At 72.3% G+C, this 14,312-nt stretch carries 14 protein-coding genes; 8 read left to right on the top strand and 6 right to left on the bottom strand.

The window, feature by feature from the left end; translation table 11 throughout:
• Window positions 1-46 precede the first annotated feature (46 nt).
• Window positions 47-499 carry a universal stress protein gene (locus tag TU30_RS21665; RefSeq protein ID WP_042172576.1) on the top strand — a complete coding sequence of 151 codons (453 nt, stop codon included), beginning with the start codon at window positions 47-49 and terminating at the stop codon, window positions 497-499.
• Window positions 500-506: 7 nt separating this feature from the next.
• On the opposite strand, the gene TU30_RS21670 is transcribed toward TU30_RS21665, so the two are convergent.
• Together TU30_RS21670 and TU30_RS38065 are read right to left on the bottom strand one after the other, a co-directional pair.
• Window positions 507-1,163: an OsmC family protein gene (locus TU30_RS21670; RefSeq protein WP_078878420.1), complete on the bottom strand. Its 657-nt coding sequence runs from the start codon at window positions 1,161-1,163 to the stop codon at window positions 507-509.
• A gap of 459 nt (window positions 1,164-1,622) precedes the next feature.
• The gene (locus TU30_RS38065; protein ID WP_042172467.1) at window positions 1,623-1,811 is read right to left on the bottom strand and encodes a hypothetical protein; all 189 of its coding nucleotides are present in this window, start codon (window positions 1,809-1,811) and stop codon (window positions 1,623-1,625) included.
• A gap of 81 nt (window positions 1,812-1,892) precedes the next feature.
• Here TU30_RS38065 and TU30_RS21680 point away from each other — a divergent pair, with 81 nt between their 5' ends.
• Window positions 1,893-2,180, top strand: coding sequence for a metal-sensitive transcriptional regulator (locus TU30_RS21680; RefSeq protein ID WP_042172469.1), 288 nt, complete (start codon window positions 1,893-1,895; stop codon window positions 2,178-2,180).
• Window positions 2,181-2,369: 189 nt separating this feature from the next.
• On the opposite strand, the gene TU30_RS21685 is transcribed toward TU30_RS21680, so the two are convergent.
• The 4 genes from TU30_RS21685 to TU30_RS38070 all read right to left on the bottom strand — a co-directional run bounded on the left by TU30_RS21685 (window position 2,370) and on the right by TU30_RS38070 (window position 6,610).
• On the bottom strand, window positions 2,370-3,440 hold the full coding sequence (locus TU30_RS21685; protein ID WP_042172471.1) for a zinc-dependent alcohol dehydrogenase family protein: 1,071 nt from the start codon (window positions 3,438-3,440) through the stop codon (window positions 2,370-2,372).
• 376 nt (window positions 3,441-3,816) lie between these two features.
• A complete protein-coding gene (locus TU30_RS21690) occupies window positions 3,817-4,875 on the bottom strand; it encodes an alcohol dehydrogenase catalytic domain-containing protein (RefSeq protein ID WP_042172473.1) in 1,059 nt (352 codons plus the stop codon).
• An 87-nt stretch (window positions 4,876-4,962) separates the two neighbouring features.
• Entirely contained in the window at window positions 4,963-6,444 is a 1,482-nt protein-coding gene (locus TU30_RS21695) for a bifunctional aminoglycoside phosphotransferase/ATP-binding protein (protein WP_042172586.1), read from the bottom strand.
• A 34-nt stretch (window positions 6,445-6,478) separates the two neighbouring features.
• Window positions 6,479-6,610, bottom strand: coding sequence for a hypothetical protein (locus tag TU30_RS38070; RefSeq protein WP_256082520.1), 132 nt, complete (start codon window positions 6,608-6,610; stop codon window positions 6,479-6,481).
• A 190-nt stretch (window positions 6,611-6,800) separates the two neighbouring features.
• Here TU30_RS38070 and TU30_RS21700 point away from each other — a divergent pair, with 190 nt between their 5' ends.
• The 6 genes from TU30_RS21700 to TU30_RS21725 all read left to right on the top strand — a co-directional run bounded on the left by TU30_RS21700 (window position 6,801) and on the right by TU30_RS21725 (window position 14,073).
• Complete coding sequence (locus TU30_RS21700; RefSeq protein ID WP_042172475.1) at window positions 6,801-7,622, top strand: universal stress protein; 822 nt, start codon at window positions 6,801-6,803, stop codon at window positions 7,620-7,622.
• Window positions 7,623-8,118: 496 nt separating this feature from the next.
• On the top strand, window positions 8,119-8,403 hold the full coding sequence (locus TU30_RS21705; RefSeq protein WP_042172477.1) for a DUF1876 domain-containing protein: 285 nt from the start codon (window positions 8,119-8,121) through the stop codon (window positions 8,401-8,403).
• 151 nt (window positions 8,404-8,554) lie between these two features.
• Window positions 8,555-9,475 carry a pyridoxamine 5'-phosphate oxidase family protein gene (locus TU30_RS21710; RefSeq protein WP_042172480.1) on the top strand — a complete coding sequence of 307 codons (921 nt, stop codon included), beginning with the start codon at window positions 8,555-8,557 and terminating at the stop codon, window positions 9,473-9,475.
• Window positions 9,476-9,566: 91 nt separating this feature from the next.
• Window positions 9,567-10,571: a nitroreductase family protein gene (locus tag TU30_RS21715; protein ID WP_234307936.1), complete on the top strand. Its 1,005-nt coding sequence runs from the start codon at window positions 9,567-9,569 to the stop codon at window positions 10,569-10,571.
• A 180-nt stretch (window positions 10,572-10,751) separates the two neighbouring features.
• Entirely contained in the window at window positions 10,752-11,627 is an 876-nt protein-coding gene (locus tag TU30_RS21720; protein ID WP_042172482.1) for a universal stress protein, read from the top strand.
• A gap of 49 nt (window positions 11,628-11,676) precedes the next feature.
• Window positions 11,677-14,073: a glycoside hydrolase family 65 protein gene (locus tag TU30_RS21725; protein WP_042172484.1), complete on the top strand. Its 2,397-nt coding sequence runs from the start codon at window positions 11,677-11,679 to the stop codon at window positions 14,071-14,073.
• The last annotated feature ends 239 nt before the right edge of the window (window positions 14,074-14,312 follow it).

A 14,312-nucleotide genomic window follows, 5' to 3' on the forward strand; every position in this document is an offset into this window, starting at 1 on the left:
CGGCAGCGTGGAGATCCGCAGACAATGACAGCTGAGTGAGGTGACCATGCAGTCCTCAGATCCGGCACCTCGGGTGGTCGTGGGCGTGGACGGATCGCCTTCGTCCCACGCGGCTCTGCGGTGGGCGGACCGTTACGCCCGTACCATCGGCGGTGTCGTGGAGGCGATCCATGCCTGGGACACGCCGTCCGCCATGGGCTGGAGCGGGCCGGTGAGCGATCCCGAGTTCGACCTGGAGCAGGCCCGGGAGCGCTTCGCGGAGGAGTTGCGCGCCGTCTTTCAGAGCGAGCATCCGCCGGGGCTGAGGGAGCACCTCGTCGAGGGCGACCCGTCGGAGGTGCTGATCCAGGCCTCACAAGGAGCCGAGCTCCTCGTCGTGGGGCGTCGTGGCCGAGGCGGCTTCGCCCGGGCGATGCTGGGCTCGGTCAGCCAGCGCTGCTCCCAGCACGCGGCCTGCCCTGTCACCGTGGTCGGTCCGGAACAGGAGTCCGGCCGGTGACCGGCGCTCATGCCGAGCCTGCCTCCGTGTCCTCGGCGGCCACCCGGCCGAAACCGCACCGTACTTCCAGCACCACGTCCGGCGCTTGCGCCAGTGTGTTCGTGACCGTGCAGTGGGGGACCACCGCGCGCAGAGCGGCCAGCCGCTGCGGCGGCAGGGCGGGGGCCAGGACGGTCAAGGCGAGAGAGCCGACCCGGGGCGGCCCCTCGTCGGCCATGGCGAACTCCGCTCGGACGGACAAGCCGTCCCGGCCCACACCGTGGCGGTCGAGATAGCGGCCCGCGTAGTGCGCCGCGCAGGAGGTGACCGCCGCCACGAAGAGCTCCACGGGGGCGGGCGCGGTGTCCCTTCCTCCGCCCGACAGCGGTGGGTCGACGGTCAGGACATGGCCCCGGATCCGAATCTCGAAAGCGTCACCCCCGGTCGGCACCGCCTCGGCCACCCCGGGCCGGCCCACGGGTTCGGGGTCCACCGCAGCCGCCTGGGACAGCAGCAGCCCGGCGAGGTCCCGGGCTTCCCCGGCCGTCAGCGAAACCCCGGGTTCGCCCTCGTCGTGCGGTGCGCAAGAAGTGTTCACGACGACGCGCCCCACGGGGGTCGGCAGTCCCCGTGACGCGGAACGGGTGACGTCGACCGTGCGCCCACAGCGCGTTTCCATTTTCATCTCGGCTCCTTGCCGGCTCGTTCCACCGCGAAAACCGGGCACTTCCCGGTTCACCGCCTCGCCTCCCGGGATGCTGGAGCCCCATGGCCCACATCACGGTCCGAAGGTCCCCTCGATGCTCGTCGCAGCGGGAAACGATCTCGGTTGCGCGCAATGACGGGAGGTCGCCGGCCGGGCCCACCGCCACACGACCGTGCGCCGGAGCGCAGCCCGACCGGGCCGGAATCCGGTGCGCACGGCCGTCCGAGCACGAGGAGGAGCACGAGCGGCTTGGTGGTGCGCGGGAAGCCGGCCCCGTCGCAAGGGTGCGGGGATGGCGGCCCGGCCCACGGGTGGCGAAACAACCGGCGCGGTCCCCCTCTGTTCAGCGGGCTTCCTCCGGGTTCGGCCGGCACCGGCGCACCTCCACGGCACCCATGGCCTTGGCACGGGTGCCCTGAACGCGTGCTGCGGCGGGTTTCAGCGACCGCGCGGGGCAGTGACCGCGCAGAGGACCAGGACCGGGCCGGCCGCAGTGCCCGCTGCGAGGAGCCGGAAGGCCGGGTGCACGAGCAGGCCGAGCACGGGGCCGAGGAGCACCGGCGTCCCGGCCGTGGAGGCGTTCGCCCGGCGGGCTCCGGGGGTGACGGGGGTGCGAGGACCGGTCACGGCATGGGGGATCCTTGAGGGTCGACACCGTCCCGAACCGGGACGCAGAGTGCCCCCAGGGGTATTTTTCGAGGAGTGGCCGTGGAACTGGAACTCGAGGGCGCGGACCTCAGGTCCGTACTGAACCGTTTGCGCCGTGCACAGGGGCAGATCTCCGGTGTGATCCGGATGATCGAGGAGGGCCGCGACTGCGAGGACGTCATCACCCAGCTCGCCGCCGCCTCCCGCGCACTCGACCGGGCCGGTTTCGCCATCATCGCGACCGGTCTGCAGCAGTGCGTGACCGACATCGAGTCCGGCCGCAGAAGCGGCGAGGACAGCGAACAGATGCGCGCCCGGCTGGAGAAGCTGTTCCTGTCCCTGGCCTAGCCCCGGAACTGTGTGTTGCTCCGCGTCACGCCACCGCGTGCCGCATCCGCAGGCCGAGAACGCTCACCAGCGCCGGCACGGCGAGGAGGCCGCCGCGCGGGCCGGAGGGTCCCGGCTTCGTGCCGTACGGCTCGAAGCCGGTGCGAGCATCACGGGGAGGAGCCGAGAGGCCCCGCTCCGCGGGCGCTCTCAGGTCGTCCGCACCGCGACGACATCGTGCGGTTGCCCACCGAGCACGATCTTGAGGGCACCGGTCTCGGCGGCGTTGCCGAAGACGCCGTAGGCCTCCTCCATGCGGTCCAGCGGGAAGGTGTGAGTGACCAGCTGTGACGCCGGCAGCCGACCGGCGGACGCCATCCGCAGCAGGGTCGGTGTGGAGTGGGTGTCGACGAGCCCCGTGGTGATGGTCAGGTTCTTGATCCACAGGTCTTCCAGGTGCAGGGTCGCGGGCTTGCCGTGCACACCGACATTGGCCACGTGCCCGCCGGGCCGCACCATGCGCGTGCACTGTTCGAACGCCTCCGGCACACCGACCGCCTCGATGACGACATCCGCTCCGAGCCCCTCGGTGAGGTCGGCGACCAGCTGCTCGGGTTCCTCGCGGGCGTCGGCCACCGCGTCCGCGCCCAGGCTCCTCGCGGCTTCCAGCCGGGAGGCGGTCAGGTCCACGGCGACAATCCGCTCGGGCGTGAAGAAACGGGCCATCGCGACGGCCGCCAGCCCGATGGGACCGGCCCCGACGACGACCACGGTGTCCCCGGGCCGCATCTTCCCGTTGAGGACGCCGACTTCGTAGGCGGTGGGGAAGATGTCGGCCAGCAGCACGGCGTCCTGACCGGTCACCGCGCTGGGCAGAGGGTGCACGGACAGGTCGGCGTACGGGACGCGGACGTATTCGGCCTGGGTGCCGTCGACCAGGTGACCGAGAATCCAGCCTCCGCCTCCACGGCACTGGCCGTACACACCCTCCCGGCAGTAGCGGCACCGCCCGCAGGCACTGACGCAGGAGACCAGCACCCGGTCCCCGGGACGCACCGTGTGCACGTCACCGCCCACCTCGACGATCTCGCCGACCGCCTCATGCCCCAGCACGGTGCCGGGCCGCACCCCGGGCACGTCGCCCTTGAGGATGTGCAGATCCGTCCCGCAGATGGTCACCGCGTCGACGCGGACGATCACGTCGGTGGACTCCTTGAGGCCCGGGTCCGGGACCTCCTCCCACGAGGCCTGTCCGGGACCGTGGAAAACGTAGCCTTTCATGCCGCTCCTCCGCTCTCTACCGGGCTCCGGCACGATGCCGGAAAAACCCCGTACATCCAGATTGTCCGACAGTGCGGAGGGCCGCTCGGGCCGGTCGGCCCGTCAACGGCATCCGCACGGGGTCACGGGGCCCGGCCCGTGTACTCGCCCTCCCCCGCGCCCCGTCCGGCCGGTCCACCGCGGCGGTATCCGCTTGCGCACCCGGCGCCACGCGACTTCCCTGCGGGCAGGGCAACAGGGCGAGCACGAGAGTGCGGTCCTGCGCCGGCGGGCAGGGCCCGGGCGTCACCGGTGGTGGCGCCCGGGCGGAACACCACCGCGGTGGCGGCGGCGCGCGGGGCCTCTTGGGCCGGGGCGGGAAGAAGGACGGGGGAGATCAGGGATACGGCTGCCGGGACGGCGCCTTCGCCTCGCGGCGCAGCATGACCTTGAGGGCTCCGGTGTCGGGGCCGCGGGAGAAGACCTCGTACGCGTCCTCCACCCGGTCGAGACCGAAGACGTGGGTGACGAGCGGGGAGACCGAGATGCGTCCGAAGGTCACGAGGTCGAGCAGCCACGGCGTGGAGAACGTGTCGACCTGGCCGGTACTGATCGTCAGGTTCTTACGCCACAGAGCCTCCAGATGCAGCGTGACCGGGCTGCCGGGCATGCCGATGTTGGCGATGTGCCCTCCCGAGCGCACGACACGTGTGGACAGAAGGAAGCTCTCCGGATCGCCGACGGCCTCGATGACCACGTCGGCCCCCGGGCCCTCGGACAGATCGGCGATCAACCGCCCGGGCAGTTCAGCGGCGTCGGCACCCAGGCGTGCGGCGGCTTCCAGCCGGGAGGAGGACAGGTCCACCGCGATGATCCGGCGAGGCGAGTAGAGGCGGGCGATGATGACCGCGGCGAGCCCTACGGGGCCCGCGCCCACCACGACGACCGTGTCCCCCGGGCTCACGTGTCCGTTGCGCACCCCGACCTCGTAGGCGGTGGGGAGGAGCTCGGCGAGCAGGACCGCGTCGCCCAGGGGAAGGGAGGAGGGCCGGCGGTGCGTGGAGGAGTCGGCGAAGGGGACGCGAACGAACTCGGCCTGCGTCCCGTTGATCATGTTTCCCAGGACCCATCCACCGCCGCCCTGGCACTGTCCGTACATGCTGGCGCGGCACATCGGACAGTGTCCGCAGGCCGAGACGGACGACACGATCACCTGATGTCCGGGCCGCCGGTTGTGCACCCCGCGGCCGACTTCCACCACTTCGCCGGCGGCCTCGTGGCCGAGGACCGTACCCGGTTTGACCTCGGGGAGGTCTCCCCGCTGAATGTGCAGATCACTTCCGCAGATGGTGGTCGCGTCGACGCGTACGATCGCATCGGTGTCCTCCTCGATCGCGGGATCCGGGACTGTGTCCCAAGAGGTCTGTGCAGGACCGTGATAGACGAGTCCTCGCATCGTTGCTCACTCCCTCACTGCCTCACTCCACTGTCGCCTTCGAAGGGCCTGCGGGCAACGCGGAAAGCCGGGCCGCCCCGTGTCCCGTCAGTCCGGCAGCATGTAGGGACGACGGAAGACCGGGGTCTGGCCGGTGTCCCACGGGCGTACGGATGCCAACGCCTGGACGACCGCGGTCTCCAGGGCGCCACTGGTGTCGACCGTGACGGCCTCGGGCCACGGTGACGCCTCGGCCGCCATGGCGGTGGCAACGGCGAGGTCGGCGTCGGATGCCGACGCGCCGGGGGTGCGGGAGTCGAGGCGGGCCGCTGATACGTCGCCGGGCACCCGGCAGTACAGGGCCACCAGGTCCGCGCTGGTGCGTTCGGCCACGCGCAGGGCGGCTTCGCGTTGTCCCGCGTCCGACCAGGTGGCGTCCAGGACGACGGACTCGCCCGAGGACAGCAGGGTGGACGCACGGTCCAGCAGGGCGGCGTAGGTCCTCGCGGTCCACTCCGGTGTGTACAGCCCCTCACCGTAGTCGGCCGCCGCGGACTGTTCGGCCGGGATGCCCGCCAGTTCCTTGCGCAGGCGGTCGCTGCTGAGCAGCGTCACCCCCAGACGGTCGGCCAGGGCCCCGGAGAGCGTGGATTTCCCGCTGCCCGGAAGTCCCCCGACGAGTGTCAGACCGACGGTGGAGGCACGCAGATGACGCAGCGTTCCCGTGACCAGTCGCCGGGACGTCGCCTCGGCGGTGGGCGCACCCTGGCGTGCTTGGATCAGGGAGACCTTGGCGCGGACGAACGCGCGGTAGGCGACGTAGTGGTGCCACAGGGACGGGGTCACCGGGTCGCCGGAGTACTCGCTGTACCGGGCGAGAAAGTACGCCGCGGCGTTCGGGGCGCCGAGTTGTTCCAGGTCCATGGCGAGGAAGGCGGCGTCGTCGAGGCCGTCGAGGTGGCGAAGGTGGTCGTCGAACTCCAGGCAGTCCAGGATGCGGGGGCCGTCGTCGAGGCAGAAGACGTCCTCGGCGCGCAGGTCGCCGTGACCGTCGACGATCCGTCCCTGCGCCACCCGCGTGTCGAACAGTCGCTCGCGGCCGGCCAGGTAGCGGCGCACCAGCCGCTCGACCTCGTCCGTGCCGTCGGGGAGGGCGAGATCACCGGCCAGGGCGTGGACCTGTGCGAAGCTCGCCTCCCACCGGGAGGACAACGCGTCCCGGGTGCCCTGCTCGTCCACCTCCGGGCTGCGGGGCGCGTTCGTGTGGTGTGCGGCGAGCTGCCGGGCCACGGCCCGGAGGACGTCGTCGAGGGCGGCCCCCTCGCGTACCAGCCGGGACAGGCGGCGGTCCGCCGGCATGCGGCGCATCACGACCATGGGCTCGGGTGCTTTCGTCTGCGGGCTGCGGATCTCTCCCAGGCCCAGGTAGACGTCCTCGGCGAAGCGGCGGTTGAGAGCGACCTCGCGTTCGCAGGCGGTCCGGCGGGCCTCCACGGTGGTGTAGTCCAGGAACTTCAGATCGACCGGTTTCTTGATCTTGTAGGCGTGGTCGCCGACGAGGAACACGATCGCGGTGTGGGTCTCGCTCATCTCCGCGAGCGGGGGCGACGCGGTGCCGCCCGCCTCAGTCATGAGGGACGACCGTGACGGGGCGGCGTGCCGGGTGGACGGCGGCCCGGCCCTCGGCGGCGGCCCGGCTGCCGGCGGCAGGACTCCCGGGCGGGCCGTCGGGGCCGACGGTGATCGCTGGCTCCATGGCGCGTGCCTCCGTCTCGTAAGAAGCTGGGACGACGTGAAGGAGTTCGTCCGTCCGGAAGCGCCCGCCCACCGCGCACGGCACTTCTGCTCGGTCGAGGAGTACCCCATACCTTTCCGCGGCGCATGCGCAGCGGTGGAGGGGTGGAACCCGGACGGACGGGATCTCGGGACGAGAGGAGACATGAACGGTGACGATTCCCCTGGTGGTCGGCGTCGACGGGTCCGAGGCGAGCCTGGAGGCGGTGGACTGGGCTGCCGCCGAGGCGGCCCGGCACACGGTCCCCCTCCACCTGGTGCACGCGGCGGCACCGGAGCAGGAGGCGTCCGACGTGATCGGCGCTGCCTCGGAGCGTGCCGGGAAGGGTGCCCCCGCGGTGCGGTTGTCGAGCGAGGTGCTGCAGGAGGACGCCGCCTCCGCCCTGATCGGCAAGGGCCGCAACGCGTTCGCGCTGGTGCTCGGCTCCAGGGGACAGGGCGACCTTGCCGGGCTCCTCCTGGGTTCGGTCGGTCTGGCCGTGGCGGCACGGGCCGACTGCCCGGTCGTGGTGGTGCGGGGCTCGGCGGAACACCGGGAAGGCCGGTTCGGGAACGTCGTCGTGGGTGTCGAGGACGGGGAGGGAAGCGATACCGCTGTGGAGTTCGCGTTCCGCGAGGCACACGTACGGCGCTGTGAGCTGGTGGCGGTACACGCCTGGAGTGCGCCGATCGGCACACCCTCGGAACCTCCGCCCGGCGCGTGGTACGCCCTCGAGGCCCATCGGCGCCCGCCCGCGCAGGTGCTCGACGACGCCCTGCGGGGCCCTGCGGAGCAGTACCGGGGCACTCCCGTGAACCGCGGGGTGGTCGAGGGACAGGCACGGCATGCGCTGTTGACGGCCGCGTCGGGCGCGGACCTGCTCGTGGTGGGGGCCGGGAAGCGACATGGGCACTCCGGCCTGCAACTCGGGCTGATCAACCACGCCGTGTTGCATCACGCGCCGTGTCCGGTCGTGGTCGTGCCGCAGATATGACGACGCGTTCCCGGCACCGCGCCGACGGGGCCGGCCGCTCAAGGCTCGCAGGTCCGTCCCACCGGGGACGGTCGGCCCCGTGACCGGACTCTCCGCTGTCCGGCGGTGACCGGAGAAGCGGTCGGCGCTCGCGTCGGTGTCCCGGCCGACGTGCCGTACGAGGGCTCCGCGTACAAGATGGTGAATACGGCGGCCGGCCGGTGACGACGCTCTCCCGGCGAGGGTACCGGCAGGCCACTGCTGGAGACGACGATGCGGAACGGGCAGCGCACCGGTGAAGGGTCCGCCCTCGGCGAGCGCGGGGAGAGAGGTGCCGCCGGCCACCCGGCGGCCCCGGAGCCCCGTCGTGCCCCGGGCGGCGCTCCCCGGTCCCCTGACCGCCCTCGCCGCACGGGGCCGGCGCCGCGTCGGGGAGGACACGTCGGCACCGGACACGCCCGGAAGGCCTGGGCGAACCGCGTCCGGACCGCACCGAGCCGCGCCGAGGAGGACAGCGATGCCGCACACCGTGGAATGGAAGGTTCGTCTCCACCTCTTCGAGGACGAGGGAACGACGAAGGCACGCGCGGTGGTCGATACCGGAAGCACGGTGCTTACCGGCCACGGAGCCGCGCACCGTAATCCGGCGGACACGGAGGTGCCGGAGATCGGCGACGAACTGGCGGCGGGCAGGGCCATGGCGGACCTCGGCCGGCAGTTGGTGGACGCCGCCGGACGCGACATCGAGGGCATGGGCGCATCGGGGCCGGCCTCCCGCCCGGTCTCCGGCTGGCCCACGTGACCGACGGGAGCGAAGGGGCCGGGGCGCCTCGCGGGGAAACCGGGCGACGGAGTTCCCACGGTGCGTGTCCCGGAGGCCGAACAGCCCAAGCCGCCGGACGGCACGCGTGGCACGTTGGACATGGCAACACTCTGAGCAAAGGGCGGCGATCATGCGAGCTCACCTCGGCGACCACCTCGTCATCGAAAGCCCGGCGACCGGCGCCACCAGGCGCGACGGCGAGATCGTCGGGCTCCACCACAAGGACGGGACACCCCCGTACGACGTGCGCTGGTCGGACACACAGGCGGTGACGCTCGTGTTTCCCGGACCCGACGCGCACATCCTGCATCCGGGACACGAGTCCGCGACCGCCCGGGAACAGTCCACGGCCCGGGAAACGTCCCGTCCGCCGGGCGCGGCCGGGGCGGGTGCCGGTGTGGGTGCGCCCCACTCCAGCGACCTCGGCCGGCGGGTGGCCACCGAACGGGCGCGCCAGGGTCTGACCCGGGCCGAGACGGCCCGCCGCGCCAGGATGGCGCCCGAGTATCTCGCGTACCTCGAGGAACACCAGGCCGATCCGAGCCTGGCGACGCTCGTCAACCTGGCCTCGGCACTGAACACCACGGTCCACGCCCTGCGCGGCGGCGGCACCGACATGCCACCGGGCCGGGGAACGGCGCTCGCCCACCCCCGGCTGCTGGACCTCGGCCCCGAGGAGTGCCGCACCCTGCTGTCCACACACGGGGTGGGGCGCGTCGCGGTGTCGACCGCGGACGGCCCGGCGGTCGTCCCGGTGAACTACGACGTCGTCGACGGCGCGGTCGCCTTCCGGACCACCCCCGGCTCCGTACCCGCGGCGGCCGTGGGATCGGACACCGCCTTCGAGGTCGACCACATGGACGAGGCCATGAGCCAGGGCTGGAGCGTGCTCGCCGTCGGCCCCGCGCGACGGGTCACGGACCCCGACGAGATGCGGCGGCTGAACGAGAACGCCCACACCGCGCCGTGGGCCGGGGACGAACGCGAGATGTGGGTGTCGATCCGGCCCACCGGTCTGACCGGACGCCGCATCACTCCGGCCGACCGGTGAAGGGCACCCTCGCACGGCTCGCGTTGCGCCGCCCGGGCCCGCGGGCCCGGCCCCCGGTCCGCGCCACAGGACCCGGCGAAGGAAGGCCCCGGTGAACCAGCGACCCGAACCGGAACCGCTGTCCGACGAGCGTGTGGCCGCCCTGGTCGGCGACGCCGCTGCCGCACCGTCGATGCACAACGTCCAGCCGTGGCGATTCCACTACGTCCGGGGCAGCCACACCCTCCACCTGCGCGCGGATCCCGACCGCGTCCTGCCGCACGCCGACCCCGACAGCCGCGCCCTGCACCTCGGCTGCGGCGGCGCTCTGCTGAACCTGCGGGTCGCGGCGGTCCACGAAGGCCTGCACCCGGCGGCCCGCCTGCTGCCCGACCAGGCCGACCCGGCGCTGCTCGCCTCGGTGCAACTGGCCGGACCCGGGAGCGGTGAGAGCGACCTCGCCCCCCTGTATCCGGCGATTGCCCGCAGGCACAGCAGCCGCTTCCCGTTCGACGAGACGGAGATCCCCCCCGAGGTGCGCGCGGCCCTCGTCGACGCCGCACGCCATGAGGGAGCGATGCTGGCCTTCCCCTCCCCGTGGCACCTCGATGAGGTGCTGGGGCTGCTCGAGGAGGCCGAGGCACGCAACCTCACCGACCGCGGCAGCGACGAGGACCTGGCGCGATGGACCCGCATCGACGTCCCGCCCGGGGAGAAGGTCTCGGACGGTGTTCCCGGCTACGCCTTCGGACCACGCAAGCGGGGCGGCAAGGCCCCCATGCGTGACTTCGCCGGGCCCAGGCCGGTGGCAGGCCGTGACAGCACCGAGTTCGAACGGACGCCGCAGCTGGCGGTTCTCAGCACGGTCCGTGACGGTCCCGAGGACTGGCTGAGCGCCGGGCAGGCCATGGAGCGCGTCCTGCTGCTGGCCACCCTGGAGGGCCTGTCCAGTTCCTTCGCCACCCAGGCCCTCGAGTGGGGGGACCTGCGCTGGCCCCTGCGCGACCCCGTCTCGGGTACGGGCCACCCACAGATCGTGCTGCGCCTCGGATACGGCCCCACAGGCCCCGCCACACCACGCCGACCGGTGGCGGACGTACTCGACATCCAGCCCTGACGTGCCTTCGTGCCGGCTCTCTGCGAACCGTCGGACCTGTTCGCCGGCCCCGGTGGTCGTACGCATCGAGGCCGGGAAGGCTTCCAGCCGGTCGCTGCGGCTGCGGCGGTCCGCGGGTAGTGCGACCGTATTGGCAGGGGATCTGCCATCGCCCGCACAGGACGGAAGGTGAGGGACACCATGGAACCCCCGCTGGTCACAGGCGTCGACGGGTCGGACTGCAGCCTTCGGGCAGTGGACTGGGCGGTGGACGAAGCGGCGCGCCTCGGCGTGCCCCTGCGCCTCATCCACGCCTCCTTGTGGGAACGCTACGAAGGAGCACTCCCCTCCCTCGGGACCGATCGCCCCGCCGAACAGGTCATGGCGGAGCACATCATCGCCTCGAGCCTGGAACGTGCCCGGCTGCGCAATCCCGAGGTGAAAGTGTCGGGCGACCTGCTGCCCGACGATGCCGTGTCCGCGCTGCTGCATGCGGGACGCGAGGCATTCGCCCTGGTCACGGGCTCACGCGGGCGAGGCGGGATGACCGGGCTGCTCCTGGGCTCGGTCAGCCTCACGGTGGCGGCCCGCGCGTTGTGTCCGGTCCTCGTCGTCCGTGGCTCGGAGCGCAGCCGGCAGGGCCTCTTCGGTCGGATGGTGGTCGGGGTCGGCGACTCGACCACGGGCTCGGGCGCGGTACGGTTCGCCTTCCGGGAGGCCGAGGCGCGCGGCTGCCCCCTTGATGCCGTGCGGGCCTGGCGCCGCCCGGCCCATGAGCACGTGGACCATCCCCTTCTCGCCGACGATGCCGCCGGCGCCCGCGAGGAACGCGCCTCGGCCAACCTCACCGAGGCGCTGCACGAGGAGCTCCGGGACCACCCCGGGGTCGAGGTCCGCCGCAGGCCGGTCGAAGGCCCCGCCCACCGGGTTCTCCTGGACGCGGCAGCCGAAGCCGACCTGGTCGTCGTCGGCGCTGTGCGGCGGCGCGGCCACTTCGGTCTGCAACTCGGCCGCACCGCCCACGCCCTGCTGCACCACTCCGAGTGCCCGGTCGCCGTGGTCCCTCAGCGGGCCTGAGCGCCGTCCTGTGGGCCGCCTCGTGGGAGAGGAGGAGGGAGCGCCGCGGATGCCGGAGTGGACGTGGGAGTACGAGGGGTACGACCCTGCTGCCGAACGGTTGCGGGAAGCGCTGTGCACCCTCGGCAACGGCTACTTCGCCACCCGCGGCGCGGTGCCCGAGAGCAGAGCGGGCGTGGTGCACTGCCCGGGTACCTACGCAGCCGGCTGCTACAACCGGCTGGAGTCGACCGTGGCGGGGCAGCGGGTGGCGAACGAGGATCTGGTCAACCTGCCGAACTGGCTGCTCCTGCGGTTCCGTTGCCGTCCCGCCGACGGACCTTGGGGACCCTGGTTCTCCCCGGACACCTGCGCCCTGCTCGACCACCGGCACACTCTGGACCTGCGCCGCGGCACGCTGACCCGCACGCTTCGCTACCGGGACGACGCGGGCGTCGTGGGTGTGGAGCAGGTCCGCCTCGTCCACATGAGGCACCCTCATCTGGCCGCGCTGCGGACGGTCTTCACGGCCGAGGACTGGTCGGGAGAGATCGAGGTCGAGTCCGCCCTGGACGGCGGTGTGACCAACGGCAACGTGCACCGTTACCGGGCTCTCAACCGCCGTCACCTGACGCGGGTGGCCACAGGGGTGGAAGAGCCCGACAGGGTGTGGCTGCGCTGCCGCACCAGCGCCTCCGACATCACGATCGCCATGGCGGCCCGGACCGCCGTCCCCGGACAGCGGCCCGTCTCCCGGGGATCGCGTCCCGCCCCTCGGCGTGCCGCGCATCGCGTCGTGGTCCGCGTCGCGCCGGGCCGGGCCGTCGGCGTGGAGAAGACCGTGGCACTGCACACCTCACGCGACACGGCGATCTCCAATCCGCTCGATGCGGCCCTCGACCGGGTGACCGTGGCCCCGGACTTCCCCGCACTCATGACCTCCCACGCCGCCGCCTGGGCGCAGTTGTGGCGGCGAGCGGAGGTCGAGGTGCCCGGCGAGGCCGGTCGTGTCCTGCGCCTGCACCAGTTCCACGTCCTGCAGACACTGTCACCGCACACCGCGGAACTGGACGTGGGAGTGCCGGCCCGGGGGCTGCACGGCGAGGCGTACCGGGGCCATGTGTTCTGGGACGAGCTGTTCGTGCTGCCGTACCTGAACCTGCACTTTCCGGAGGTTTCCCGGGCCTTGCTGACGTACCGGCACCGGCGTCTGCCGCAGGCGTGCCGGGCGGCGGCCGCAGCAGGCCGGACAGGCGCGATGTACCCGTGGCAGAGCGGCAGCGACGGCCGTGAGGAGACCCAGGAACTGCATCTCAACCCCCGCTCGGGACGCTGGTTGCCGGATCACTCCCGGCTCCAGCACCACGTCGGCTCGGCCGTCGCCTACAACGTGTGGCAGTACTGCGAGGCCACCGGCGACATCGAGTTCCTCCACACCAAGGGGGCGGAGATGCTGCTGCACATCGCCCGCTTCTGGGCGGACACGGCGGAGTTCGCCCCCGGGACGGGCCGTTACCGCATCCGTGGGGTGATGGGCCCCGACGAGTACCACGACGGCTACCCGGACTCCGTCCGGCCCGGCCTGGACGACAACGCGTACACCAACGTCACCGCTGCATGGGTCCTCGGCCGTGCCCTGGACCTCGTGCGACGGCTTCCCTCGTGGCACCGGGAGGAACTGTTCGACCGCATGGGGCTGGACGGCGACGAACTCCTGAAGTGGGAGGAGGTGTCCCGACGGCTGCGCGTGCCGTACCACCAGGGCGTCATCAGTCAGTTCGAAGGCTACGGCGACCTGGCCGAGCTGGACTGGGACGGCTACCGCGAGCGGTACGACAGCATCCGGAGGCTGGACCGGATACTGGAGTCCGAGGGCGACGCGGTCAACCGGTACAAGGCGTCCAAACAGGCTGACGTCCTGATGCTCGGCTACCTCTTCTCCCCCGCGGAGCTGCGGAAGGTGTTCCGGCGCCTGGGGTACGCGATGGACGACGAGATCTGGCGCAGGACCGTCGACTACTACCTGCGGCGCACCAGCCACGGCTCCACCCTCAGCGGGCTCGTCCACGGCTGGGTCCTCGCCCGGGTCGGACGGGCCGAGGCATGGCGGTACTCCCGGGAGGCACTGGAGTCGGACATCGCCGATCTCCAGGGTGGCACGACCGGCGAAGGCATCCATCTCGGTGCCATGGCCGGGACCCTCGACATGGTTCAGCGCGGCCTGACGGGACTGGAGACCCGTGAGGACGCGCTGTGGCTGGACCCCGTGCCGCTTCCGGCGCTGTCCGAGTACGGGTTCTCACTGCGCTATCGCGGTCACTGGGGTGTCGGTGTGCGGCTGCGGAGCGGACGGTTGCGGATCGACGTGCCCGATTCGGAACAGTCACCGATCCGCGTGGTACTGGCCGACCGGGCTGTCACGGTCGCACCGGGAGAGACCTGCACGCTGGCGCTGCCGGCGGGCTGACCGCCCCGGCACGGACGGGGTGCTGCGGCCCCTGGAGGAGCACGGGATCCAGCGGCTGCCGGGCGTGCGGGGCTCCCGCTTCACCGAGGTCGTCCGCGCGGCGTCCCGACCACTCGGCGGGGTCCGGGCCCTCGGGGGTCCTTTCCCTGTGCCCGCCCGGGTCGCGCGGCCCGGCACCGCGCCGTGCAGATGCACGGCACCGGACCGCGCGACCTGATCGGACGCTCATGAGGAGAGGA

The organism is Streptomyces sp. NBRC 110035, assembly GCF_000829695.1.
Lineage (GTDB): Bacteria > Actinomycetota > Actinomycetes > Streptomycetales > Streptomycetaceae > Streptomyces.